The organism is Pseudomonas fjordensis (assembly GCF_976987115.1).
In genome coordinates this window covers 605,076-629,822 of sequence record NZ_OZ336860.1, presented here as the reverse complement: position 1 = coordinate 629,822, position 24,747 = coordinate 605,076, and the positions used below count along the sequence as shown (strand labels likewise).

Genomic DNA, 24,747 nt, shown 5'->3' with positions numbered 1-24,747 from the left:
GGAACGCTCGGCAGAGGCAAGGGAAGTCAGGTTAACTCAAATTCACTACGATCCAATGTGGGAGCTGGCTTGCCTGCGATAGCGGTGTGTCAGTCACCAGAACTATCGACTAAACCACCGCTATCGCAGGCAAGCCAGCTCCCACACTTGGATCATGTTCATTCCTTATTTTTTGTGAAACGCCGCAAATCCAGGGTCATTGGCAACTCATCGTTTACCGTTACAGTCGGCACTGCCAGCTTGCCCGGGCTATGCCCCAAGCGGAAAAACCGCGCCATGCGCCGGCTCTCCGCCTCATTGGCATTCACCGGCAGGCTGTCGTAATTGCGCCCGCCCGGGTGCGCCACGTGGTATTGGCAGCCGCCCAACGAGCGCTGCATCCAGGTGTCGAGCAGGTCAAATACCAGCGGCGCATGCACGGGGATGGTCGGTTGCAGGCAGTTGGCCGGTTGCCAGGCGCGGTAACGCACGCCCGCCACGAACTCGCCGACGCGGCCGGTGGGTTGCAGCGGCACCGGCACACCATTGCAAGTCAGCAGGTAGCGTTGCGGCGGCAACCCGCTCAACCTCACTTGCAGGCGCTCCAGGGACGAATCCACATAGCGCACCGTGCCCCCCACCGCGCCTTCTTCGCCCAGTACATGCCAAGGCTCCAAGGCCTGGCGCAGTTCCAGTTCGATACCGCTGACGGCGTAGTCGCCCACCTTGGGGAAACGGAACTCCAGATGCGCCGCGAACCATTCGGCCCGCAATGGGTAGCCGGCCGCGTTCAGCTCGACGATCACGTCGGCAAAGTCCTGCTCGATAAAGTGCGGCAACAGGAAGCGGTCATGCAGTTCAGTGCCCCAGCGCGCCAGCTTCGGCGGCGCATAGGGCTCGCGCCAGAACCGCGCGACCAGCGCCCGCAGCAACAACTGCTGAGTCAGGCTCATGCGCGCATGGGGCGGCATTTCAAAGGCGCGCAGTTCCAGCAGGCCCAGGCGGCCCGTGGCGCCGTCGGGTGAGTAGAGCTTGTCGATACAGAATTCGGCGCGATGGGTATTGCCCGTCACGTCGATCAGCAGGTTGCGCAACAGGCGGTCCACCAGCCAAGGCGGGCACTCCTCGCCTGGCTCAGGCATCTGCGCAAAGGCGATCTCCAGTTCATACAGCGCATCGTTGCGCGCCTCATCTACCCTGGGGGCCTGGGAGGTGGGGCCGATAAACAGGCCGGAGAACAAGTAGGACAACGACGGGTGGTTGTGCCAGTAGCTGATCAGGCTGCGCAGCAGGTCCGGACGGCGCAGGAACGGCGAATCCTTGGGTGTCGCGCCGCCCAGCACGAAGTGGTTACCGCCGCCGGTACCGGTGTGGCGCCCGTCGATCATGAACTTCTCGGTGGTCAGGCGGGTTTGCCGGGCCTCTTCGTAGAGGAATTCGGTGCGCTCCACCAACTCATCCCAGGTGGCGGACGGCTGTACGTTGACCTCGATGACACCAGGGTCTGGCGTGACCCGGAAATTGCTCAGGCGCGTATCCGCTGGCGGCTCGTAGCCTTCGAGCAGTACCGGGCAATGCAGCTCTTCGGCGGTGGCCTCGATGGCGGTCACCAGTTCCAGGTAATCCTCGACGCGCTCCAGCGGCGGCATAAACAGGTACAGGCGCCCTTCGCGGGCTTCGGCACACAGCGCGGTGCGGGTCAGCCAGTCGGCGGACTCGTCCACCTTGGGCACACGCTCATCACTGCGTGCGGGCTCGCCATGGTTTTGCAACTGGGCACTGGTCGGTAGCTCCGGCTGATCCTGGTTAGGGTCGGTCGGGTGCACAAACGGATACTCCGCCGCCGTCACCCAGGGCTGGGAAGCGAGCGGCAGGCGATAGCCCAGCGGCGAATCCCCCGGCACCAGGCGGCAATGGTTGTCGCGCAGGTACCAACGCCCACTCTGCCAGCGGTCATTGGCCGCCGTGCGTGCCAGCGGCAGCACCTGGCCGATGACTTTATCCAGGCCCTGGCTGAACACTTTGCGCAGGCGCTCACGCTCCAGGTCGTCGCTCAGGCGCGAGTCCTGGGCGGTGACGTTCTGGGGCAGCGCCCCTTCGCGCCACAGGTAGTAGAAATTGTCCTCGAACGCCGGGAACACGAAGCGCGCCGGCAGTTTCAGGCGCTCGGCGATGCTGGCCAAGAAACGCCCGGCCATCACCCCATCGGCGCCATAGTCCTCTTGCTCATCGGCGATCAGCGCGCTGTTGTGCCAGATCGGCACGCCATCGCGGCGCCAGTAGCAATTGAGCGACCAGCGCGGCAATTGCTCGCCGGGGTACCACTTGCCTTGGCCGAAATGCACCAGGCCCTTGGGCGCATAGTGCTGGCGCAGGCGCTGGAACAGCTCGGCCGACAGGCGTCGCTTGTCCGGGCCCAGGGCAGCGGTGTTCCACTCGGCGCCGTCGGGGTCGTCGATAGAAACGAAGGTGGGCTCGCCGCCCATGGTCAGGCGTACGTCGTCCTTGAGCAGGTCGCTATCAATCTGCCGGCCCAGGGCCTGGATCGCCAGCCATTGTTCTTCGGTATAGGGCTTGGTCACCCGTGGCGCTTCCCAGATGCGCTCCACCGACATCTCGTGGGTAAATTCGCACTCGCACGGCTCCACCAACCCACTGATCGGCGCGGCGGACGATGGATCGGGACTGCAGGCCAAAGGGATATGCCCTTCACCGGCAAACAACCCGGACGTGGCATCCAGGCCAATCCAGCCCGCGCCAGGCAAATACACTTCACACCAGGCGTGCAGGTCGGTGAAATCCACCTCGGTACCGGACGGGCCATCGAGGGCTTTGACGTCAGCGGTGAGCTGAATCAGGTAACCGGAGACAAATCGCGCCGCCAACCCGAGGTTGCGCAGCAATTGCACCAACAACCAGGCCGAGTCGCGGCAGGAGCCGGACGCATTTTCCAGCGTGAATTCCGGCGTTTGCACGCCCGGCTCCATGCGAATCAGGTAACCGATATCGGCGGCCAGGCGCTGGTTGAGGCCCACGAGAAAATCCACGGCGGGTAGCGGCGTGCGGTCGATACCCGCCAGGTACGCAGCCAACCTTGGCGTCAGCGGCAAGGTTTCCAGGTACGGCGCCAGCTCGCGCTGCTCATCGGCGGCGTAGCTGAACGGGATATTTTCGGCGTAGGGCTCCAGGAAAAAATCGAACGGATTGAACACCGCCATCTCGGCGACCAGGTCGACTTCGATGCGCAACTCGTCAGTCTTTTCCGGGAACACCAGGCGCGCCAGGTAATTGCCCTGCGGGTCTTGCTGCCAGTTGATGAAATGCTGCTCGGGCAGCACCTTCAGCGCGTAGGACAGTATCCGCGTACGGCTATGGGCCGCCGGGCGTAGCCGCACGATCTGCGGGCCAAGTTCGACAGCACGGTCGTAGCGGTAATGCGTAACGTGGTGCAACGCGACATGAATCGACACGGCGGCCTCCTGCGAGCCAGGGCATAAGCACAACGCGCGCAAGACTTATGCCACAGCAGCAGTCATTGCACTAAAACGTCGGGCCCGGTGCAGTACAGCACCAAAACGGCGCCAACGTTGTGGCTATGGTGCAGGCGCTGCACACATTTGTAGCGCCGGGCTGAGTGCAGGTGGTGAATCTACCCAGTTAAGGCGTAGTACGCCTGGTATTCAGGGCTTGGCGCAGTTGGCGAATTTGCACAAGTTTTGCGCGCATCTCTCGCTGCCCACTGCTGTTGAGCACCAGCAGGCCGAACAGCGGGAAAATCAGCGACAGGCTATAGAGAACCCTGTGTGGGTTGTACTGAATCATTGGGAGCACAAACAAAAGACAGGCAGCGTAGATGGCGACCATCACCCATGCCCACGAAGGTTTGCCCCGCAGGATCATAAAGTTGCTATGGACCGTCAACACGATAAGCAATGCACCTGCAAGCAGGATCTTGAGCCCGACTTGAGCAAGGGGCGCATCACGAAAATAGGTGACGAAAGCCAGCGCCACTGCAAGCGCTAGTGAAAAGTAGGCAGCAAATACGCCGCCCAGAAACGTCAAAAAGTGATGCCTGAAGAAGTCGCGCAGCGTCATCAACTCACTCATTCGTTTATTTCCTCGTACAACCCTATCGCAATGGTATTGACGTTCCCAGAGTAGGCGCTGCCTGCGAACCCGACGGTCGCGCCCAGGATATCTTTGATCTGAGTACTGGTGCTTTGCTTGAGTTGCGTCGGGGTGAAACGTTTGGAGAGCTCACCCGATGCCTGCCTGAGCTTGAGCATCTTCGCGGTCAGGCTGGGATCATTGATACTCAGTAGTTCCTTGGTCAGCTTGGCCCTCTCCTGACGGTTCAAGCCTCGTAGCACTTCCCGCAGGCTTTTGCCCGTCGATGCCTTGGCGACCTTGACCAGCTTGACCGTCGTCAGGGCTGAAGCGCCCACACCGGCCAACGATGCCGCGTCCAGCACAATGGATGCATTCTGGTACCAACCTTCACTGTCGAGCCAATCGTTTACCTCAGGCTTGGCCACCTCAAGGGTCGTTCGGGCAATGCCATTGAAGCACTGGAGCGAACTCGCGCCTGCGGCCGCGTACCCCACCACCACAATGACCGAGCTCGCGCCGGCACTGAAAGGAACCAGAATAGTGCCGCTGGCAATCGCAGCCCAACTGATGACGGCGCCCAGGCAAGAAATTCCGGTATTTACGGCCTCGCCGATCAGCCTGGATTCCCGGGGATTGTTTACTACGTGATCAGCGAATTGTGTCGGCGCGATGTATTTCTGCGCCTCGCGCAGGATGACACGCTTTGGCTTGATGCTGCAGATGGGCTTGAATTCGCGCAGAGTGACGACATTAAAATCGGCATCGATATACACCACGCCAGCACCTACAACGCCGGGGTCGGCATCGATGGCGGCGAACAGCCGTGGCAGGTTGATCAGGCTCTCGATACGCTGGCGCGCCATAAATTGAGAGCGGTTGGAATCCATGCCGATGTTGAACAAGGAGCTGCCCATAAGTGTTCTTCCTTGAAATTGAAAGTGCCCAGACCGGCCTCATCGCAGGCAAGCCAGCTCCCACACTTGAATGCATTCCCCTGTGGGAGCTGGCTTGCCTGCGATAGCAATCTGATGGGCGCCACCCTAACAAACAGGCCACCTACCGCCAATAAACCTACCTAATCAACGGGCCTTGCGTTGCGCAATCGCCGCCCGACGCAGGTGACGTATTTCGAGTAATCGCTGGCGCATTTCACGATGGCGCTTGCTGTTGAGCAGCAACAAACCCAGCAGCGGAAACAGCACCGCCGAGCCGTACACCAGGGTATTGAGGCCGTATTGAATCATCGGCAACACGAACAGCAGGCAACACACCAGGTAGCCCGCCACCAGCCGGGTCGCCCAGGGGTACCCGCGTGCAATCATTACATTGCCAAACACCAGCACTGCCACCAGCACCAGGATTGCAGCCCCGGAGTAGTTGGCCTTGAGCGCCGGTTCAACCCCACGCAAATAGGTTACGCCTGCGGTGGAGACCGCCACTGAACCGGAAAAGATCGCCATGAAGATGGTGCCCATGAACACCGGAAAATAACGCGCAAGGAAACTGCGCCTATCGGGAAACCCCTTCATTCCGTCAGTTCCTCATACAGGCCAATGGCAAGCGTCGACGCCGAGCCGACGTGGCCGGTTCGATAGCTGCCCCAAATACCCAACATGCCGCCCAAGGCGTCCTTGAGTTGGGTGAGCGTGGCATGGCGGATTTCCGTGGAGCTGTAGCGCTTGGGCAACGTGCCGGCGCGCTGCTGCAACTTGAGCAACTTGGGGGTCAGGCTCGGGTCTTTGAGGCTGAGCAATTCCTGGGTCAACTTCTTGCGCTCCTGGCGATTCAAGCCCTTGAGCAACTCATACCAACTCTTGCCCAACGCAGCGGCCTTTTTGGCCTTGAGCAGCCTTAATGTGGTGAAGGCACCCGTTCCGATCCCCACCAACGACGCGGCATCGAGAATCGGTGACACCGCGCCGTACCACTGGGCGTCGTCCATGCGGTCGTTGGCCTCCGGGTCAAGGATCTCGTTATAGGTACGGGCCACGCCAAATCCGCACTGAGCACTGCTGGCCAGCGCGGCCGTGACGCCAATACCCACCACAAAAGCACTGGCACCGGCGGTGAAGGGTACGGCGACGCTGCCACTGAACACCACGATCCAGCCAATGACTGCCGCCCCGCAGGAAAGGCCCATATCAAAGGCCTCCTTCTGGAGGCGCCCTTCACGGGGGTCGGTCTTCACCTGCTCGACAAACTGCGCCGGCGAGATGTACTTCTGCGCCTCGCGCAAAATGACGCGCTTGGGCTTGATGCTGCAGATGGGCTTGAATTCGCGCAGGGTGATTACGTTGAAGTCGGCGTCGATATACACCACGCCAGCACCGACGATGCTGGGGTCGGCGTCGATGACGGCGAACAGCCGTGGCAGGTTGATCTGGCTTTCAATGCGCTGGCGCGCCATGAATTGGGAGCGGTTGGAGTCCATGCCGATATTGAGCAAGGGGTTGCCCATAAGTGTTCTTCCTTGAAATTGAGAGTGCCCAGACCAGCCTCATCGCAGGCAAGCCAGCCCCACAGGGGAATGCATTCCAAGTGTGGGAGCTGGCTTGCCTGCGATAGCAATCTAATGGGCGCCACCTTACCAAACAGACTCAGCACCGACCAGAAAGCAAAACGCCAGCACGAGGCTGGCGTTTTGCATTTCAGGCGTCGATCAACGCGGCACTACCGGCTTGCGCGTAGGCTTGCCGCCCTTGCCCTTGGCCGCATCACTGCGCTCTTTGGCCGCCTGCTTGTTGCGCGCCTGGGCCGCAGCCTTGGCTTGCTCGCGTTTGTCCCACGGGTTGCTGCCGTCGCTGCCACGAGGCGGCAGGCCGGTGTGCTGGGTGAGGATCTTGGTGGTGGTTTCCTTGGCGACCTTATGGCTGCCCGCCGGCGTCGAGTTCTTGCGCCGGGCACTCTGGTAGCTGTCGGTGGAAGGCTGGTGCAGCGGGATCAACTGGTCCTTGCCCGACCCGATCAGGTCGGCACGGCCCATGCGGGTCAATGCTTCACGCAGCATCGGCCAGCCCTTCGGGTCGTGGTAACGCAGGAACGCCTTGTGCAGGCGGCGCTGCTCCTCGCTCTTGACGATGGTTACCGCGTCGCTCTTGTAGGTGACCTTGCGCAGCGGGTTCTTGCCCGAGTGGTACATCGCGGTGGCGGTGGCCATCGGCGACGGGTAGAACGCCTGCACCTGGTCGGCACGGAAGCCATTGCCCTTGAGCCACAGGGCCAGGTTCATCATGTCTTCATCGGTGGTGCCAGGGTGCGCGGCGATGAAGTACGGGATCAGGTACTGCTCCTTGCCCGCTTCCTTGGTGTACTTCTCGAACATGCGCTTGAACTTGTCATAGCTGCCAATGCCCGGCTTCATCATCTGGTTGAGCGGACCTTCCTCGGTATGTTCCGGGGCGATCTTGAGGTAGCCACCGACGTGGTGGGTGACCAGCTCTTTGACGTATTCCGGCGACTCGACGGCCAGGTCGTAGCGCAGGCCAGAAGCGATCAGGATCTTCTTCACACCCGGCAACGCACGGGCACTGCGGTACAGCTGGATCAACGACGAGTGGTCGGTGTTCAGGTTCGGGCAGATGCCAGGGAACACGCACGATGGCTTGCGGCACGCGGATTCGATCTCCGGGCTCTTGCAGGCGATGCGGTACATGTTGGCGGTCGGGCCGCCGAGGTCGGAGATCACGCCGGTGAAGCCCGGCACTTTGTCGCGGATCTCTTCGATTTCGCGAATGATCGACTCTTCGGACCGGTTCTGGATGATGCGGCCTTCGTGCTCGGTGATCGAGCAGAAGGTGCAGCCGCCGAAGCAGCCACGCATGATGTTCACCGAGAAACGGATCATGTCGTAGGCCGGGATCTTCTCCTTGCCATACGCCGGGTGCGGTACGCGGGCGTAGGGCATGCCGAACACGTAGTCCATTTCTTCGGTGGTCATGGGAATGGGCGGCGGGTTGAACCACACGTCCACTTCACCGTGCTTCTGCACCAGGGCGCGGGCGTTGCCTGGGTTGGTTTCCAGGTGCAACACGCGGTTGGCGTGGGCATAGAGCACCGCGTCGCCGCGGACTTTTTCCACCGACGGCAGGCGGATCACGGTTTTGTCACGGGTCATGCGCGGGCTGGCCAGGATCTGCACAACCTTGGCTTCTTCCGGATCGTCCACCGGGCCTTTTTCTTGCTCAATGGCGCAGGCCTGGGTGTCCTGGGTATTCACGTACGGGTTGATGATCTTGTCGATCTTGCCCGGACGGTCGATGCGCGTGGAATCCACTTCGTACCAACCGGCTGGGGTATCGCGGCGGATGAACGCGGTGCCACGCACATCGGTGATGTCTTCGATCTTGTGGCCCCACGACAGGCGCTGGGCAACCTCGACGATGGCCCGCTCGGCGTTGCCGTACAGCAGGATATCGGCGGTGGCGTCGATCAGGATCGAGTTGCGCACGCGGTCTTGCCAGTAGTCGTAGTGGGCGATGCGGCGCAGGGAAGCTTCGATGCCGCCGAGTACGATCGGCACGTTCTTGTAGGCTTCCTTGCAACGCTGGCTGTACACCAGGCTCGCACGGTCTGGGCGTTTGCCAGCCATGCCGCCGGGGGTGTAGGCGTCGTCGGAGCGGATTTTCTTGTCGGCGGTGTAGCGGTTGATCATCGAGTCCATGTTGCCGGCCGCGACGCCGAAAAACAGGTTCGGCTCGCCGAGCTTCATGAAGTCGTCTTTGGACTGCCAGTTCGGTTGCGCGATGATCCCGACGCGAAAGCCCTGAGACTCCAGCAGCCGGCCGATGATCGCCATGCCGAACGAGGGGTGGTCAACATAGGCATCACCGGTGACGATGATGATGTCGCACGAATCCCAGCCAAGCTGATCCATCTCCTCCCTGCTCATCGGCAGGAATGGCGCAGGACCGAAACATTCGGCCCAGTACTTGGGATAGTCAAATAACGGCTTGGCTGTTTGCATGACGGTGACCGGTGTGAAGATGAAAAATCGCGGGCGCGGAATATAGCACAAAATTTGACCAATTCCGACGGCAGTAGTCGGAATTGTGGTGGCCTCATCGCAGGCAAGCCAGCTCCCACAGGGGAATGCATTCCAAAGGTGGGAGCTGGCTTGCCTGCGATGAGGCCCTTACAGGTGCTTGAAACTACTCGTCGTCGTCGAAGTTGTAGCTACCCGGCGCCAGATTCTCGAAACGCGTGTACTTGCCGATGAACGCCAGCCGGATAAACCCGATCGGGCCGTTCCGCTGCTTGCCGATGATGATTTCGGCAATGCCTTTGTGTTCCGTCTCGGGGTGGTACACCTCGTCGCGGTACACGAACATGATCACGTCGGCGTCCTGCTCGATCGCTCCGGATTCCCGCAAGTCGGAGTTCACCGGACGCTTGTTGGGACGTTGTTCCAAGGAACGGTTGAGCTGGGACAGCGCCACCACCGGGCAGTTGAATTCCTTGGCCAGCGCCTTCAGGGAACGGGAGATTTCAGAAATCTCGTTCGTACGGTTATCGCCGCTGGAACCGGGAATCTGCATCAACTGCAGGTAGTCGATCATGATCAGGGCGATATCGCCATGCTCACGCACCAGGCGGCGGGTACGTGCGCGCATTTCGGACGGGCTGATACCCGCGGTGTCATCGATGAACAGCTTACGGTCGTTGAGCAGGTTGACCGCCGAGGTCAGGCGCGGCCAGTCGTCGTCTTCCAACTGACCGGAACGCACCTTGGTCTGGTCGATACGGCCCAGGGAGGAAAGCATACGCATGATCAGCGATTCGCCTGGCATCTCGAGGGAGTACACCAGCACCGCCTTGTCGCTGCGCAACACGGCGTTTTCCACCAGGTTCATCGCGAAGGTGGTCTTACCCATGGACGGACGGCCGGCGACGATGATCAAGTCGGACGGCTGCAGGCCGCTGGTCTTTTCGTCGAGGTCGGTGTAACCGGTGGAAATACCGGTAATCGCGGCATCGGTGTTGAACAAGGTGTCGATGCGGTCGATGGCCTTGGTCAGCAGGTCGTTGACGCTGACCGGCCCGCCGGTTTTCGGGCGGGCTTCGGCGATCTGGAAGATCTGGCGCTCGGCTTCGTCAAGGATCTCGGCGGCAGTGCGGCCTTCGGGGTTGAAGGCGCTGTCGGCGATTTCGGTGCTGATGCCGATCAACTGGCGCAGCGTGGCCCGCTCGCGGACGATCTGGGCATAGGCCTTGATGTTGGCGACGGACGGCGTGTTTTTCGCCAGCTCACCGAGGTAGCCCAGGCCGCCCACTTGGGAGGTCTGGCCTTCCTTGTCCAGCTGCTCGGCCAGGGTGACCACGTCGATCGGTGAGTTCTGGTCGGCCAGCTTGGCGATGGCGCGGAAGATCAGGCGGTGGTCATGGCGATAGAAATCACCGTCCGAGACTTGATCCAGCACGCGTTCCCAGGCGTTGTTGTCCAGCATCAAACCACCGAGCACGGCCTGTTCGGCCTCGATGGAATGCGGCGGCACCTTCAGGGCAGCGGTTTGCAGATCGTATTGCTCAGGAGCGGAGATTTCGTTCATGGCCACTTGGAATTTGGGGTGTGTAGAAAAACAAAAGGCACGACCTGTAAACAGGATCGTGCCCGATGTTAACCGGCTGACACGCGAGGTGCCAGTCAGTTAGGTGCGACTTAAGCTGCTACCACGACAACGCGTACGGTGGCTTCAACTTCGGCGTGCAGGTGCACGGCTACGTCGAATTCGCCTACGTTGCGGATGGTGCCGTTCGGCAGACGAACTTCGCTCTTCTGCACTTCAACGCCGGAGGCGGTCAGTGCATCAGCGATGTCGTGGGTGCCGATCGAACCGAACAGCTTGCCTTCGTCACCAGCGGTGGCAGTGATAGTCACTTCCAGCTCAGCCAGTTGGGCAGCGCGAGTTTCGGCCGACGCTTTTTTGTCTGCTGCGGCTTTTTCCAGCTCAGCACGACGCTCTTCAAACGCAGCCAGGTTGGCAGCGGTTGCAGCGGTGGCTTTGCCGTATGGCAGCAGGTAGTTACGACCGTAGCCGGCCTTAACGTTCACTTTGTCGCCCAGGTTGCCCAGGTTGGCGACTTTTTCCAGAAGGATCAGTTGCATGTGAAAATCCTCTAACTTTTAACCTTCACCGTTCGCGTTATCGGCGTCTTTCGACGCCAGACGACCGCGAAAATCAATCAGGCTGTCAACAATGGCCAAGACCACGAGTAACGGATAGATCAGCTGCATGAACAGCACCAGCGTGACGTACAACCCCACCAGCCAAAACTTGGCCAGTCGCTTTTGCGCAGCAAGCCCATGAATCAGGGCCAGCCCGGCAAACACCAGCGGTACGCTGCAAATCGGCGCCAGCAAGGCCATCTGTGGGCCGAAGTTCGGCCCGACAACCATGCACGCCAGCAGCAACATCGCCGGCCCCGCTGGGATTCTGATGCTGCGAAACTCGCGACCAAAACCACCCGGGTTGTACAACAACGCCTGCCAATAACGCCCAAGAATCAGGCTCAGCACGCTGACGACCTGCAACAAAGCCGCAATCAGGCCGGTCAGGACCGGAGCAATCAGTGACGCAAACCGCGCTCGCTCATCTACCGACAACTGCTGGTAGAGATCCCCGAGGGCCAACGGCAGGATCTTGACGATCTCCTGCGCCAGCGCCTCGATTTGCGGGCGGAAAGCCGCGCCAAGCATCACTGAGTACACCAACCCCAATGCCACGCTGACCAGCAGCGTGCGGACCCAGGACTCACTTGCGCGCAAAACCAACGCAAGGCTCGATGACCCCAGCAGTACCAGAAGTACCCGTGGATCACCCATTTGCAGCCACCAGATCAAGGCCGGCAACAAACCCAGGGCAAGAACGCCAAGGGCGTCCTTCAAACCGCGCCGCAGCAGCACAAGGCAACCTGCGGCAGCACCCAACCAATAAAGCAACGGCAATGCCGCACATCCAGCCACTACCAGAGTGGCCTGCACGCGACCGCGCATGATGAACTCAGCTAAGGCGCGCATGCATTCAATCCCTTACTACTTGTCGACTGCCCGGTCTCAGCGGCCGTGGCTGTCGGTGTAGGCCAGCAGGGCCAGGAAGCGGGCGCGCTTGATAGCGGTGGCCAGCTGACGCTGATAACGTGCTTTGGTACCGGTGATACGGCTTGGAACGATTTTGCCGGTCTCGGATACGTAGGCTTTCAGAGTGTTGAGATCTTTGTAATCGATCTCTTTCACGTCTTCAGCGGTGAAGCGGCAAAATTTACGACGACGGAAGAAACGTGCCATTTGATAGGCTCCTTAATAAGGTCCGTGGATTACTCGTCAGCGTTATCGCTGCTGTCACTGTCATCAGCGCTATCATCAGCACCTTCTTCAGGACGATCGCGACGCTCACGGCGCTCACTGCGGTTTTCTTCAGCCTTGAGCATCTCGGATTGGCCGGTAACGGCTTCTTCGCGACGGATGACCAGGTTACGGATCACTGCATCGTTGTAGCGGAAGTTGTCTTCCAGCTCGGCCAGGGCCTTGCCAGTGCACTCAACGTTCAGCATCACGTAGTGAGCCTTGTGAACATTGTTGATTGCGTAGGCCAGTTGACGACGGCCCCAATCTTCCAGACGGTGGATTTTGCCGCCGTCTTCTTCGATCAGCTTGGTGTAACGCTCAACCATGCCGCCGACTTGCTCGCTTTGATCCGGGTGGACCAAAAAGATGATTTCGTAATGACGCATGAATGCTCCTTACGGGTTGTAGCCTGCCGCTCAAAAACGGTCAGACAAGGAGTGAATGACACTTATGGATCTTGCCGCAGGGGAGGCACATCGGTGCCTGCCAGGAAGGCAAGGGGCGCAATTGTAGAGAAGGGGGAGAAGCGGCGCAAGGTAATTGGTGATTATTTGAACAACCCCAAGCACCACAAAAACAAATGTAGGAGCGAGCTTGCTCGCGAAAAAATCACAGACACCGCGCTCATTCAGGAAACCCGCGTTATCGTTGACGTTTTTCGCGAGCAAGCTCGCTCCTACATTAGGATTGAGGCATGCCCCACACTGCAATTACTTCTTGGGCTTGGCCTTAGCCTTGGCACCACGCTGACGCTGGGCCTCGAACAGGCAAACACCCGTCGCCACCGATACGTTCAGGCTGCTGACGCTACCGGCCATCGGCAGGTGTACCAGGTAATCGCAATGCTCACGGGTCAGACGGCGCATGCCTTTGCCTTCGGCGCCCATGATCAGGATGGTCGGGCCGGTGAGGTCCTGGTCATAGATGCTGACCTCGGCCTCCCCCGCCGTGCCCACGACCCACAGGCCGCGTTGCTGGAGCTTCTCCAGGGTGCGCGCCAGGTTGGTCACGGCCACCAGCGGAATCACTTCCGCCGCGCCGCAGGCGACCTTGCGCACCACCGGCGTCAGGGTCGCGGACTTGTCCTTGGGCACGATCACGGCCAGCGCACCGGCAGCATCCGCCGAGCGCAGGCAGGCGCCGAGGTTGTGCGGGTCGGTCACGCCGTCCAGCACCAAGAGCAACGGCGCGCCTTCGGTACGGTCGAGCAGCTCGTCGAGCATCGCCTCGCCCCACACCTGGCTCGGGCTGACGTCGGCCACCACGCCCTGGTGAACGCCTTCGACCCACACGTCCATTTCACGACGTTCGGCCTGGCCGATGGCAACCTTGTTTTGCGTAGCCAACTCGACCAGCGCCTGTACGCGCGGCTCGCTGCGACCTTCGGCCAACCACACCTGCTTGACGCGCTTGGGGTGGTGACGCAGCAGTGCTTCTACGGCGTGCACGCCGTAGATTTTTTCCAGACTCATGACTTGGCCTTAGGTTTGCGCGACCCGCCGCTTTTTGCGGGAGCCGAACCCGCTTTTGGCGGGCCTTTACGGTGTTTACTTGGCTTGCTCGACGGTTTTTCCGCCCCTTGGGACTTTCCCCCAGACGCCGCTTTACCACCGCTTTTGGCTTCGTTGAGCAACTGCTGCTTCAACTCGCGGCTCTTGCGCAGCTCGGCGTTTTTCGCCGCGGCGTCGCTTGGGCGGTAGGCTTCAGGGGCCTTGTCCTTGGCGGAAGAGCGACGACCGGCCTTGGCAGGTGCAGGCTCAGCCGTGGTTTTCGCCGCGGCCGTTTTGCCTTTGGACGCAGGCGCTGTGGTTTCACCACGCTTTTTGCGACCCGCAGGCTCAGCTGGTTTGTCAGGCATGCCGAAGTCGATCTTGCGCTCGTCGAGGTCGACACGCATGACCTGCACTTCAACGGTATCGCCCAGGCGGAAGCTGCGACCGGTGCGCTCGCCCGCCAAGCGGTGATGCACAGGATCGAAGTGGTAGTAGTCACCCGGCAATGCGGTGACGTGCACCAGGCCCTCGACGTAGATGTCGGTCAGCTCGACGAACAGGCCAAAACCGGTCACGGCGGTGATCACACCCGGGAACGACTCGCCCACGCGATCCTTCATGAACTCGCATTTGAGCCAGTTCACCACGTCGCGGGTGGCTTCGTCAGCGCGGCGCTCGCTCATGGAGCACTGCTCGCCCAGCTGTTCCAGGGCCGCTTCGTCGTACGGGTAGATCCGTGCCTTCGGAATGGTCATGGCACCGGCGCGCTTGACGTGCGGGGTGTTCTGCTTGGAATGGATCACGCTGCGGATCGCCCGGTGCGTGAGCAAGTCCGGGTAACGACGAATCGGCGAAGTGAAGTGGGTGTACGCCTCGTAATTCAGGCCGAAGTGGCCCTGGTTATCGGCGCTGTACACCGCCTGGCTCAGCGAGCGCAGCATCACGGTCTGGATCACGTGGTAATCCGGACGGTCTTTGATGCTGGCCAGCAGGGCCTGGTAATCCTTCGGCGTCGGGCCGTCCTTGCCTTTGTGCAGGGACAGGCCGAGTTCGCCGAGGAAAGCACGCAGTTTTTCCAGGCGCTCCGGCGGCGGGCCGTCGTGCACACGGTACAACGCAGGAATTTCGTGCTTCTTGAGGAACTCGGCAGTGGCCACGTTGGCCGCCAGCATGCATTCCTCGATCAGCTTGTGCGCGTCGTTGCGAGTGGTCGGGGTGATCGCCGCAATCTTGCGCTCGGAGCCGAAGACAATCCGGGTTTCCTGGGTTTCAAAATCGATCGCGCCACGGGTATGGCGAGCGCCCAGCAACACCTTGTACAGCGAGTAAAGCTGCTTGAGGTGCGGTACCACGCCAGCGTATTCGGTACGCAGGGCCTTGGCTTCGCTGGTCTTCGGTGTTTCCAGGATGGTGCTGACCTTGTTGTAGGTCAGGCGCGCCTGGGAGTGGATCACCGCTTCGTAGAATTGGTAGTCGGTCATTTCGCCGGTTTTGGAGATGGTCATCTCGCACACCATGGCCAAACGGTCGACTTTCGGGTTCAGGGAGCACAGGCCGTTGGACAGCTGCTCAGGCAGCATCGGGATCACGCGCTCAGGGAAATACACGGAGTTGCCGCGCACCTGGGCTTCGTTATCCAGGGCCGAACCGATCTTCACGTAGCTGGAGACGTCGGCAATCGCCACGTACAACTTCCAACCGCCGGAGAACAAGCGCAGCTTGCCTGGCTTGGCTTCGCAGTACACCGCATCGTCGAAGTCGCGTGCATCTTCGCCGTCAATGGTGACGAACGGCAGATGGCGCAGGTCGATGCGTTTTTCTTTGTCTTTCTCTTCGACTTCCGGCTTGAGCTTGGCGGCTTCTTTGAGCACAGCCTCAGGCCAGACGTGAGGAATATCGTAGGTGCGCAAGGCAACATCGATTTCCATGCCCGGCGCCATGTAGTTGCCGACCACTTCAACGATATCGCCCTGGGGCTGGAAGCGCGCCGTTGGCCAGTGGGTGATTTTCACCTCGACGAACTGGCCGACCTTGGCTGCGCCATTGCGGCCCGGGGTAATCAGCACTTCCTGCTGCACCTTCGGGTTATCCGGCACAACGAAGCCGATGCCGCCTTCTTCGAAGTAACGGCCGACGATGGACTCGTGGGCACGGGACACCACTTCGACGATCACGCCTTCGCGGCGGCCGCGGCGGTCCAGGCCAGAAACCCGCGCCAGGGCACGGTCGCCATCGAACACCAGGCGCATTTGCGCAGGGCTCATGAACAGGTCGTCGCTGCCGTCGTCCGGGATCAGGAAGCCGAAGCCATCACGGTGGCCGGCAATGCGACCCAGGATCAGGTCCAGCTTGTCGACCGGCGCGTAAGTGCCACGACGGGTGTAGATCAATTGAGCATCGCGCTCCATCGCACGCAGACGGCGGCGCAGGGCTTCGAGCTGGTCTTCGGTGGTCAGACCGAATTCTTCAACCAACTGCTCGCGGCTAGCAGGCGAACCACGATCGGCGAGGTGCGCCAGGATCAGTTCGCGGCTAGGAATAGGGTTTTCATATTTTTCCGCTTCACGAGCGGCCTCGGGATCGAGGGACTGCCAATCGGCCATTAGAGAGTTTTCACCTTGTCTATATGCGGGTTAGTTTGGCATACGCGTATTGAAACGGGAAATTTCAGGTATCAACAAGCGTTTAAAAGCTCTTTGCGACCCCCGGCGCGCACCTTGCACGACCACTGGCGAAATTTTCCAGGCTTTTTTCATGGCAGGGGTTTACAGCTCAAATATCGCTCCGTATAGTGCGCGCCATCGACGACGGCAACGTTGTTGATGCTGCCCAGGTGGTGAAATTGGTAGACACGCCAGCTTCAGGTGCTGGTGATCGCAAGGTCGTGGAAGTTCGAGTCTTCTCCTGGGCACCAAATTCAGATCAAACCCGCGAAAGCGGGTTTTTTCGTTTCAGGCCTTTGATTTTTAACGGAAAAATTGATTTATATTTTTCGAATCAGGGGTTTACAGATCAAAAGCCCCGCCGTATAGTTCGCCCCATCAACAGCGGCAACGTTGTTAGATAATGCCCAGGTGGTGAAATTGGTAGACACGCCAGCTTCAGGTGCTGGTGATCGCAAGGTCGTGGAAGTTCGAGTCTTCTCCTGGGCACCAAATTCAGATCAAACCCGCGAAAGCGGGTTTTTTCGTTTCCGGGGTTTGAAAACTTCCCCAGTGATTTCCCCCTCATCCGCACTTGAGAAGATTTATCGTTTATCCTTGCAATGATTTGTTGCATATAAGCGAGGAACACTTCGGATGATGATCCGTGACAACCGACTCAAGACATCCCTTCTGCGCGGCCTGACCCTCACCCTACTCAGCCTGACCCTGCTCTCGCCCGCCGCCCATTCTGCCGACAAGGTCTCCCTGACCTTATACAACGGCCAACACAAAGAAGTCGGCGATGAACTCGCCAAGGCCTTCGAAGCCAAGACCGGCATCCACGTCAACGTGCGCAAAGGCAGCAGCAACCAGCTGGCCAGCCAGGTCGTCGAAGAAGGTGAGCGCTCCCCTGCCGACGTCATCTACACCGAAGAATCACCGCCCCTGAATAAACTCGGCGAGCAAGGCCTGTTGGCAAAAATCGATGCCAGCACCCTCGATGTTCTACCCAAGGATTACGTGGGCAAAAACGGCGATTGGATGGGCGTGACCGCACGCACCCGCGTCGTGGCCTTCAACCCGAAACTGGTTGCTGAAAAAGACTTGCCCAAATCGGTGTTGGATTTCGCTGACCCCGAGTGGCAAGGCAAGGTCGGCTTCGTGCCCACCAGCGGCGCGTTCCAGGAACAAGCCGTGGCGATCATCAAGCTGCACGGTCGCGAAGCCGCCGAAGAATGGCTGACCGGCCTGCGCGCCTTCGGCAAGGTGTACAGCAACAATATGGTAGCCCTCAAGGCCGTAGAAAACGGCGAAGTGGCCACCGTGCTGGTGAATAACTACTACTGGTTTGCCCTGAAAAAGGAAAAAACCAATCTGGATTCCCAGCTGCATTACTTCACCGATGGCGATGCCGGCGGCCTGATCACCGTGTCCTCCGCTGCCGCACTCAAATCCAGCAAACATCCCAAAGAAGCTCAGCAATTGTTGGCATTCATGGCCAGCGAAGAAGGCCAGCGCGTGATCACCAACACCTCGGCCGAGTACCCGCTGCGCAAGGGCATGGAATCGAACCGGGGCCTCAAGCCATTTAGCGAGTTGCAGCCGCCGAAAGTCACCCCCGCAGACCTGGGCAACGCCGAAGAAGCCCTGGAACTGGAACGTGACGTTGGCCTGAACTGATGAACCCATCGCTTTCCGTCGCGGGGTTCACCCCCCGTCGCAAACGTCCGTCGATCTGGCTGCTACTGCCCGTGCTGTTGCTGGTTGGCCTGAGCCTGTTGCCGCTCGTCTATGTCGGGCTCAAAACCTGGCAGGCGGGCTGGACGGAGGCGGTGCATCTCCTGTGGCGGCCTTATGTGTTCGGGCTGCTGCGCAACACCCTGGCGCTGATGGTCGGCGTGACTCTGAGCTGCGGCGTGATCGGCCTGTGCCTGGCCTGGCTGCTGGAACGCAGCAACCTGCCAGGTCGGCGCCTCTGGGGCGTGATTCTTTGTCTGCCGTTTGCGGTGCCGGCGTTTGTCAGCAGTTTTACCTGGGTGTCGCTGAGTGCCCAGTTCGAGGGGCTCGGCGGCGCGATCCTGGTGATGAGCCTGTCCAAATACCCGCTGGTGTTTCTGCCGGTGGCGGCAACGCTGCGCAATCTTGACCCTTCCCTGGAAGAATCGGCCCGCACGCTGGGGCTCAACCGCTGGGGTGTGTTCTTTCGCATCACACTCCCACTGCTGTGGCCATCGCTGCTGGCTGGCTCACTATTGATCGCACTGCACATGCTGGTTGAATTCGGCGCGCTGTCGATCATCGGCTTGCAGACCTTCACCACTGCGATCTATCAGCAGTTCGAACTGGAATTCAGCAATGCCAATGCGGCGATGCTCTCGGCAGTGCTGCTGCTGATGTGCCTGACGCTGCTGTGGCTGGAGCTGCGCGTACGCGGCAAAGGCCGGCACGTGCGCATCGGCCAGGGCGCGGCGCGACACGCCGAGCAGGTTCGACTGGGCCAGTGGGCGCCATTGGGCCAGGTGTATTGCCTGGCGCTGGCGATCATTGGCAGCGGCATTCCGCTGGGGATGCTCGGGTATTGGTTGGCAGTCGGTTCGTCGGCAGCGTTTCCGATGGCCGAGATCGGTGAGGCACTGCTGTCATCCCTGGCGCTCTCGCTGGGCGGCGCCGCACTGTGCCTGGTACTGGCCGTGCCGGTGGGGTTGCTGGTGGTGCGCTACAAAGGGCAACTGGCGATCTGGGCCGAACGTTTGCCGTACTTACTGCATGCCCTGCCCGGCCTAGTGATTGCGTTGACCCTGGTGTATTTCGCCCTGCATTACGTGCCGGCGCTGTACCAAACCTCGGCGTTGTTGCTGATTGCTTATGCGCTGCTGTTTTTGCCGTTGGCACAGGCGCCGATTCGTACAGCGCTGAACAAGGCGGCTCCACAACTGGAAGAGGCTGCGCGCACATTAGGCGCATCGTCGTTCAGTGCGTTTTGCAGAGTCACCCTGCCGATCATATTCCCGGCATTGGGTGCGGCGTTTGCGTTGGTGTTCCTGGATGCGATGAAGGAACTGACGGCCACGCTGCTGCTGAGCCCGACCGGGTTGAATACCTTGGCGACGGCCGTCTGGGCGCATACCTCGAATGTGGAATTTGCAGCGGCGGCGCCGTATGCAGCGTTGTTGATTCTGGTGTCGGGGTTGCCGGTGTATCTGCTTACGACGCGGATGTATTTGAGCCGCTGAAACAGCTATCGCAGGCAAGCCAGCTCCCACAGTTGACCGCGCTCCAACTTTGGAATGCAGTTGAATGTGGGAGCTGGCTTGCCTGCGATGAGGCCAGTCCAGGCAACCTCAAGCCCTGAACTGCCCCAAACTCGCCTTCAACTGCGCTGCCAACCCATCCAGCACCTTGCCACTGGCCGTCGTCTCCACCACCGCCTGCGCCGCACGCTCGGCCTGGGCATGGATCACCTCCACGCGCCCACGCACCGCATGCGCGCCCTGAGCCTGATGCTCAGCCGCACGCGTCGCCAGGCCGATGGCAGCATGCACCTGCTCCACCGAAGCCTGTACCGTCTGCTGCAAGCGCACGCTGTCGCGCAGCACCAGCAGCCCCTCATTGGCCTGACGTCCGGCCTTGCCGATGGTTTCCACCGCCTCACGCGCGCCCTGCTGCAACGCGACGATATGCGCCTGGATATCGCCCGTGGAGCTTTGAGTCTTGCTGGCCAGCGCACGCACTTCGTCAGCCACCACCGCAAAGCCGCGCCCAGTCTCGCCAGCCCGCGCCGCTTCGATGGCCGCGTTGAGGGCAAGCAGGTTGGTTTGCTCGGCGATGCCGTGGATCACGGTCAACACCACTTCAATCTGTTCGCTTTGCTGCGCCAGCCGTTCGATCACCTGGGAGCCGGCCTGCACCTGCCCCGCCAACGCCTCGATCAAGCTGCCGACTTCGGCCGAGGTCCGTGAGTTTTCATCCGTGGCCTGGCGAATATCCACCACCTGCTGCAAGGCCGCCTGCATGGCGTGGCTTTCGGCCTGGGCCTCGTCGGCCATTTGCGACAAGGCGCGCAGACTCTCGGCCACTTCATCACGCTGCAAGCCCGCCGCCGCATCGGCGCCGGCATTGCGCAACGTCATGGCGCCGATTTCCACGCCGGTACGCTGGGCCACGTCGCCAGCCTCGCGCACGATGGGCTGCAACTTATCCACAAAGCGATTGACCGCCGAGGCCATATCGCCGATTTCGTCCTTGCTGTTGATCTGCACGCGCTTGGTGAGGTCGCCCTCGCCGGCCGCCAGGTCATCCATCGCGGCAATCAGCAGCTTCAGGCGATTGACCACGCGCCGGCCCAGCACGATAGCGATCAACAGCAATACGCCAAGCCCCACCAGTGCCAGGCCCATGCCGATGCGCCAGCGCAGGGTGCCCGCCGCGTCTTGCACGGCGCTGGCGGTATTGGCCGTCATTTGCGTGGCAGTGGCTTGCGCCGATTGCAGCCGGGCGCCCATGGCGCTGGCGCTGTCAGCTGCGGCGCCCTTGAGGCTGTCACCCACCAGTTGGTCACCGCTGGCGATCAGCGCGGCAAAGCGCTTATCCAAGGCTTGCAGGTCGGCCTCAACCGCTGCGGTCGACACACCCATGCGCACTTTGCCGATTTCCACACCGTTGGGGCTGATGGAGGCTTCGACGTAATACACGGACGGGTCTGTCTTGGCCGCGTCCAGCACCTTATCCAAGGCACGCTCCCCCGCGCCCTTTGCCAGCAGGGCCTGGTTGATCAGGTTTTCGCGGTTCAGGTATCGGGTCAGGTGCTCGCCTGCGGCGTCGTCGTACACCACGAACAGCACATTGGGGTTGCGCTGGGCCCGGCGGGCGAACTCCGACAGCGTGGGAACATCGCTGTCCCACATGGCACGGGGCGCGACCGACGCTAGCAGTTGCGCCATGTCATTGGCGGAGTCCTGCAGGTCTTTTTCCAACGTCGCACGCAACTGCTTTTGCTCTTCCTGCAAGCGCGTGGAAAGCCCGGCTGTCAGACGCTGGCGCGTGCTGGCAGACAGGCTGTCCAAACTCGACGTGACTTCCTTGCCAGCCTGGGCCAGCTCGCCAGACAACTTCTGGCTATCAATGCCCAGGCGATTGCCCAAATCGGCCTCCAGCGCCGTCACCGTGCTCCGCGTCAGCGCGACGGCCACCAGCACTTGCACCAAAAGAGCGATACCAAGGGTAACGAACACCGGCCGCAACAGACGGCTTTGTAACAACGAGAGAACGGCAGACACTGGAAATCCCTCCACCACGGGTGCCACTAATTTGATAGCACCTCGAAAGAGGGAAACACAGCAAGGGTCGTGCCGCTTGCCAGGCAGAAACGACAAAGGGCTCCCGAAGGAGCCCTTTGCCTGTTACATCAACAGCTTATTACGCGAACGGGTGACGCAGAACGATGGTCTCGTTGCGGTCCGGGCCCGTCGAAATAATGTCGATCGGTGCGCCAATCAGCGCTTCGACGCGCTTGATGTAGGCACGAGCGTTGGCTGGCAGCTCTTCCAGGGTCTTGGCGCCCACGGTCGATTCAGTCCAGCCCGGCACTTCTTCGTACACAGGCTGCAGGCCCACGTAGCTGTCAGCGTCGGTCGGGGCAACGTCGTTACCTTCAGCATCTTTGTAGCCGGTGCAGATGTTGATGGTTTCCAGACCGTCGAGTACGTCCAGCTTGGTCAGGCAGATGCCCGAGATGCTGTTCACATCGATAGCGCGACGCAGGATAACGGCATCGAACCAGCCGCAACGACGAGCACGGCCAGTGGTGGCGCCGAATTCGTGACCTTGCTTGGCCAGGTGCGCACCGACGTCGTCGAACAGTTCAGTCGGGAACGGGCCCGAACCTACGCGAGTGGTGTAGGCCTTGGTGATACCCAGGATGTAGTCCAGGAACATCGGGCCAACGCCAGAACCGGTGGCAACGCCGCCAGCGGTGGTGTTGGAGCTGGTCACGTACGGGTAGGTACCGTGGTCGATGTCCAGCAACGAACCCTGGGCGCCTTCGAACATGATGTCTTTGCCAGCGCGACGCAGGTCGTGCAGCTCGGCCGTCACGTCCAGCATCAGCGGCTTGAGCAGCTCAGCGTATTCCTTGCACTCGGCCAGGGTCTTTTCAAACTCGATGGCGGGCTCTTTGTAGTAACCGACCAGCATGAAGTTGTGGTAATCCACCAGTTCACGCAGTTTGTCTTCAAAGCGCGGCATGTTGAGCAGGTCGCCCACACGCAGGCCACGACGTGCAACCTTGTCTTCGTAGGCCGGGCCGATGCCGCGACCGGTGGTGCCGATCTTCAGCTCGCCACGCGCCTTTTCACGGGCCTGGTCCAGCGCAACGTGGAAGGACAGGATCAGCGGGCAGGACGGGCTGATACGCAGGCGCTCGCGCACCGGTACGCCTTTCTCTTCCAGCTTGGTGATCTCGCGCAGCAGGGCGTCAGGTGCGACCACCACGCCGTTGCCGATCAGGCACTGCACGCCTTCGCGCAGGACACCCGACGGGATCAGGTGCAAGACGGTTTTTTCGCCATCGATGACCAGGGTGTGGCCAGCGTTGTGGCCACCTTGGTAGCGCACTACGGCGGCAGCATGTTCGGTCAGCAGATCAACGATCTTGCCTTTGCCCTCATCACCCCATTGGGTGCCCAGGACTACGACATTCTTACCCATAACACTTGTCCTCATTCGCGCAAACTTGGTGCCGGCGATGGCCGGCAGGAAAACTCAAGAAGCCAGTGGCGATACTTGCCAAAGCCCGTTCTGCTGAATCAATTGCCGGTCGCAGTCCGCTTCACGGGCGGCGGCCAATGGCTGCCCAGGCAAGGCCTGGACTACACGCTGACCCTCACGGCGTAACTGGCAAACCTGCTGCCAGAGCGCTGCGTCCGTACTGTCGGGCATCCAGATGCCACCAGACGGCAGCTCGACCTCAGCACGCCCCAGGGTCACCAGGGTTTTCAAATCGGTGGAAAAACCAGTGGCCGGACGCGCACGACCGAAGTCGGCGCCGATATCGTCATAGCGACCACCTTGGGCGATGGCCTGGCCAACACCCGGAACGAACACCGCGAACACCACACCGGTGTGGTAGTGGTAGCCGCGCAATTCACCCAGATCAAAATACAGCGGCAGCTCCGGGAACCGCGCCGACAAGCGCTCGGCAATCGCCAGCACATCATCCAGTGCCGCCAATACCGGTGCCGGCGCATTGGCCAGGCGCTCACGCGCAGCCGCCAGCACTTCACGACCGCCGCACAGGTCTACCAGCGCCCGCAGCATGCCAGCCAGCTCAGCAGGCACACCCTCGGTGAGGGCGATCACTTCATCGATCGCCTTGCGCTGCAGGGCATCGAACAACTGTTGCTCCACTTCACCGGACAACCCGGCGGCGCGCGCCAGGCCACGGTAGATACCGACGTGGCCCAGGTCCATGTGCACATCCGGCACATCTGCCAGTTGCAGCATGGCCAGCATCAGGCTGATCACTTCAACATCGCTGCTTGGGCTGGCATCGCCGTACAACTCGGCGCCCAACTGGATCGGGCTACGGGAAGACGACAAAGCGCGTGGCTGGGCATGCAGTACGCTGCCGGCATAGCACAGGCGGCTCGGGCCTTCGCGACGCAGGGTGTGCGCATCGATGCGCGCCACTTGCGGCGTTATGTCGGCACGGAACCCCATTTGCCGGCCCGATTGCGGGTCGATGACCTTGAAGGTGCGCAGATCCAGGTCCTGGCCCGCGCCGGTCAGCAGGGATTCCAGGTACTCGATATGGGGAGTCACGACAAACTCGTAACCCCAGCTCTGGAACAGATCCAACACCTGGCGACGCGCTACTTCAATGCGCGCAGCTTCTGGTGGCAGTACTTCTTCGATGCCATCTGGCAGCAGCCAGCGGTCTACCGTTGCCATTACGCCATTCCCCTTTGATCCGGGCGGCCAGCCCTCGGCCGAGCCTTGAGTGAAGCAGAAAATACCCGCCCCTTGCATAAACCACGCGCAAGAGCGACGTGACGAACGGCCTGCAAACGGCCTCGTCGGGCACTTTCCTCGAAAAACCTGTCACGCCTGCCGAATCAAACATGCAGACGCAAAAAAGCCGGGAATTTCCCGGCTGCCGCATCATACACCCGTTTTCTGAAAG

At 60.8% G+C, this 24,747-nt stretch carries 18 protein-coding genes and 2 tRNA genes; 4 read left to right on the top strand and 16 right to left on the bottom strand.

Annotated features, from left to right (window positions below; genetic code table 11):
• Positions 1–158: 158 nt before the first annotated feature.
• The 13 genes from ACWHXD_RS02660 to rnr form a co-directional block, all read right to left on the bottom strand.
• A complete protein-coding gene (locus ACWHXD_RS02660) occupies positions 159–3,449 on the bottom strand; it encodes a transglutaminase family protein (RefSeq protein ID WP_138763130.1) in 3,291 nt (1,096 codons plus the stop codon).
• Between the two features lie 187 nt (positions 3,450–3,636).
• Positions 3,637–4,086, bottom strand: coding sequence for a hypothetical protein (locus tag ACWHXD_RS02655; protein WP_054918848.1), 450 nt, complete (start codon positions 4,084–4,086; stop codon positions 3,637–3,639).
• Entirely contained in the window at positions 4,083–5,003 is a 921-nt protein-coding gene (gene ssp4, locus ACWHXD_RS02650; RefSeq protein WP_138763129.1) for an Ssp4 family T6SS effector, read from the bottom strand. The genes ACWHXD_RS02655 and ssp4 (ACWHXD_RS02650) overlap by 4 nt, the downstream gene beginning before the upstream one ends.
• A gap of 165 nt (positions 5,004–5,168) precedes the next feature.
• On the bottom strand, positions 5,169–5,618 hold the full coding sequence (locus ACWHXD_RS02645; protein WP_047712445.1) for a hypothetical protein: 450 nt from the start codon (positions 5,616–5,618) through the stop codon (positions 5,169–5,171).
• Entirely contained in the window at positions 5,615–6,547 is a 933-nt protein-coding gene (ssp4, locus tag ACWHXD_RS02640) for an Ssp4 family T6SS effector (RefSeq protein WP_078802395.1), read from the bottom strand. The genes ACWHXD_RS02645 and ssp4 (ACWHXD_RS02640) overlap by 4 nt, the downstream gene beginning before the upstream one ends.
• A gap of 201 nt (positions 6,548–6,748) precedes the next feature.
• The gene (locus ACWHXD_RS02635) at positions 6,749–9,052 is read right to left on the bottom strand and encodes a YgiQ family radical SAM protein (protein ID WP_003188080.1); all 2,304 of its coding nucleotides are present in this window, start codon (positions 9,050–9,052) and stop codon (positions 6,749–6,751) included.
• A 184-nt stretch (positions 9,053–9,236) separates the two neighbouring features.
• Positions 9,237–10,634 (bottom strand): replicative DNA helicase, encoded by a 1,398-nt coding sequence (dnaB, locus tag ACWHXD_RS02630; RefSeq protein WP_003188079.1) that lies wholly within the window; start codon positions 10,632–10,634, stop codon positions 9,237–9,239.
• 110 nt (positions 10,635–10,744) lie between these two features.
• Positions 10,745–11,191: a 50S ribosomal protein L9 gene (rplI, locus tag ACWHXD_RS02625; protein WP_003171376.1), complete on the bottom strand. Its 447-nt coding sequence runs from the start codon at positions 11,189–11,191 to the stop codon at positions 10,745–10,747.
• A gap of 18 nt (positions 11,192–11,209) precedes the next feature.
• Entirely contained in the window at positions 11,210–12,103 is an 894-nt protein-coding gene (locus tag ACWHXD_RS02620; RefSeq protein WP_032893827.1) for a YybS family protein, read from the bottom strand.
• 36 nt (positions 12,104–12,139) lie between these two features.
• On the bottom strand, positions 12,140–12,370 hold the full coding sequence (rpsR, locus tag ACWHXD_RS02615; RefSeq protein WP_002551829.1) for a 30S ribosomal protein S18: 231 nt from the start codon (positions 12,368–12,370) through the stop codon (positions 12,140–12,142).
• A gap of 29 nt (positions 12,371–12,399) precedes the next feature.
• Positions 12,400–12,816, bottom strand: a complete 417-nt coding sequence (rpsF, locus tag ACWHXD_RS02610; RefSeq protein ID WP_098949725.1) for a 30S ribosomal protein S6 — start codon at positions 12,814–12,816, stop codon at positions 12,400–12,402.
• Between the two features lie 324 nt (positions 12,817–13,140).
• Positions 13,141–13,902, bottom strand: coding sequence for a 23S rRNA (guanosine(2251)-2'-O)-methyltransferase RlmB (rlmB, locus tag ACWHXD_RS02605; RefSeq protein WP_003188074.1), 762 nt, complete (start codon positions 13,900–13,902; stop codon positions 13,141–13,143).
• Positions 13,899–16,526 carry a ribonuclease R gene (gene rnr, locus ACWHXD_RS02600; RefSeq protein WP_003188072.1) on the bottom strand — a complete coding sequence of 876 codons (2,628 nt, stop codon included), beginning with the start codon at positions 16,524–16,526 and terminating at the stop codon, positions 13,899–13,901. Before rnr ends, rlmB begins: the two co-directional genes overlap by 4 nt.
• A 224-nt stretch (positions 16,527–16,750) precedes the next feature.
• On the opposite strand from rnr, the gene ACWHXD_RS02595 reads away from it, so the two are divergent.
• From ACWHXD_RS02595 to ACWHXD_RS02580, 4 genes are all read left to right on the top strand, one after another.
• Positions 16,751–16,837 (top strand) — tRNA-Leu (locus ACWHXD_RS02595).
• A 154-nt stretch (positions 16,838–16,991) separates the two neighbouring features.
• Positions 16,992–17,078 (top strand) — tRNA-Leu (locus tag ACWHXD_RS02590).
• Between the two features lie 144 nt (positions 17,079–17,222).
• The gene (locus ACWHXD_RS02585) at positions 17,223–18,248 is read left to right on the top strand and encodes an iron ABC transporter substrate-binding protein (protein ID WP_098949726.1); all 1,026 of its coding nucleotides are present in this window, start codon (positions 17,223–17,225) and stop codon (positions 18,246–18,248) included.
• Positions 18,248–19,801 carry an ABC transporter permease gene (locus ACWHXD_RS02580; RefSeq protein WP_138763127.1) on the top strand — a complete coding sequence of 518 codons (1,554 nt, stop codon included), beginning with the start codon at positions 18,248–18,250 and terminating at the stop codon, positions 19,799–19,801. The genes ACWHXD_RS02585 and ACWHXD_RS02580 overlap by 1 nt, the downstream gene beginning before the upstream one ends.
• 108 nt (positions 19,802–19,909) lie before the next feature.
• Here ACWHXD_RS02580 and ACWHXD_RS02575 read toward each other — a convergent pair whose 3' ends face one another.
• The 3 genes from ACWHXD_RS02575 to ACWHXD_RS02565 form a co-directional block, all read right to left on the bottom strand.
• Positions 19,910–21,844, bottom strand: coding sequence for a methyl-accepting chemotaxis protein (locus ACWHXD_RS02575; protein WP_138763126.1), 1,935 nt, complete (start codon positions 21,842–21,844; stop codon positions 19,910–19,912).
• Positions 21,845–21,983: 139 nt separating this feature from the next.
• Positions 21,984–23,273: an adenylosuccinate synthase gene (locus ACWHXD_RS02570; RefSeq protein ID WP_003188067.1), complete on the bottom strand. Its 1,290-nt coding sequence runs from the start codon at positions 23,271–23,273 to the stop codon at positions 21,984–21,986.
• A gap of 54 nt (positions 23,274–23,327) precedes the next feature.
• Positions 23,328–24,515, bottom strand: a complete 1,188-nt coding sequence (locus ACWHXD_RS02565) for an ATP phosphoribosyltransferase regulatory subunit (RefSeq protein ID WP_044270992.1) — start codon at positions 24,513–24,515, stop codon at positions 23,328–23,330.
• Positions 24,516–24,747: the final 232 nt, after the last annotated feature.

Bases quoted from the DNA above. Each gene is read 5' to 3' on its own strand.
- ACWHXD_RS02655 (WP_054918848.1), bottom strand. From the start codon at position 4,086: ATGAGTGAGTTGATGACGCTGCGCGACTTCTTCAGGCATCACTTTTTG.
- ssp4 (WP_138763129.1), bottom strand. From the start codon at position 5,003: ATGGGCAGCTCCTTGTTCAACATCGGCATGGATTCCAACCGCTCTCAA.
- ACWHXD_RS02645 (WP_047712445.1), bottom strand. From the start codon at position 5,618: ATGAAGGGGTTTCCCGATAGGCGCAGTTTCCTTGCGCGTTATTTTCCG.
- ssp4 (WP_078802395.1), bottom strand. From the start codon at position 6,547: ATGGGCAACCCCTTGCTCAATATCGGCATGGACTCCAACCGCTCCCAA.
- ACWHXD_RS02635 (WP_003188080.1), bottom strand. From the start codon at position 9,052: ATGCAAACAGCCAAGCCGTTATTTGACTATCCCAAGTACTGGGCCGAA.
- dnaB (WP_003188079.1), bottom strand. From the start codon at position 10,634: ATGAACGAAATCTCCGCTCCTGAGCAATACGATCTGCAAACCGCTGCC.
- rplI (WP_003171376.1), bottom strand. From the start codon at position 11,191: ATGCAACTGATCCTTCTGGAAAAAGTCGCCAACCTGGGCAACCTGGGC.
- ACWHXD_RS02620 (WP_032893827.1), bottom strand. From the start codon at position 12,103: ATGCGCGCCTTAGCTGAGTTCATCATGCGCGGTCGCGTGCAGGCCACT.
- rpsR (WP_002551829.1), bottom strand. From the start codon at position 12,370: ATGGCACGTTTCTTCCGTCGTCGTAAATTTTGCCGCTTCACCGCTGAA.
- rpsF (WP_098949725.1), bottom strand. From the start codon at position 12,816: ATGCGTCATTACGAAATCATCTTTTTGGTCCACCCGGATCAAAGCGAG.
- rlmB (WP_003188074.1), bottom strand. From the start codon at position 13,902: ATGAGTCTGGAAAAAATCTACGGCGTGCACGCCGTAGAAGCACTGCTG.
- rnr (WP_003188072.1), bottom strand. From the start codon at position 16,526: ATGGCCGATTGGCAGTCCCTCGATCCCGAGGCCGCTCGTGAAGCGGAA.
- ACWHXD_RS02585 (WP_098949726.1), top strand. From the start codon at position 17,223: ATGATGATCCGTGACAACCGACTCAAGACATCCCTTCTGCGCGGCCTG.
- ACWHXD_RS02580 (WP_138763127.1), top strand. From the start codon at position 18,248: ATGAACCCATCGCTTTCCGTCGCGGGGTTCACCCCCCGTCGCAAACGT.
- ACWHXD_RS02570 (WP_003188067.1), bottom strand. From the start codon at position 23,273: ATGGGTAAGAATGTCGTAGTCCTGGGCACCCAATGGGGTGATGAGGGC.
- ACWHXD_RS02565 (WP_044270992.1), bottom strand. From the start codon at position 24,515: ATGGCAACGGTAGACCGCTGGCTGCTGCCAGATGGCATCGAAGAAGTA.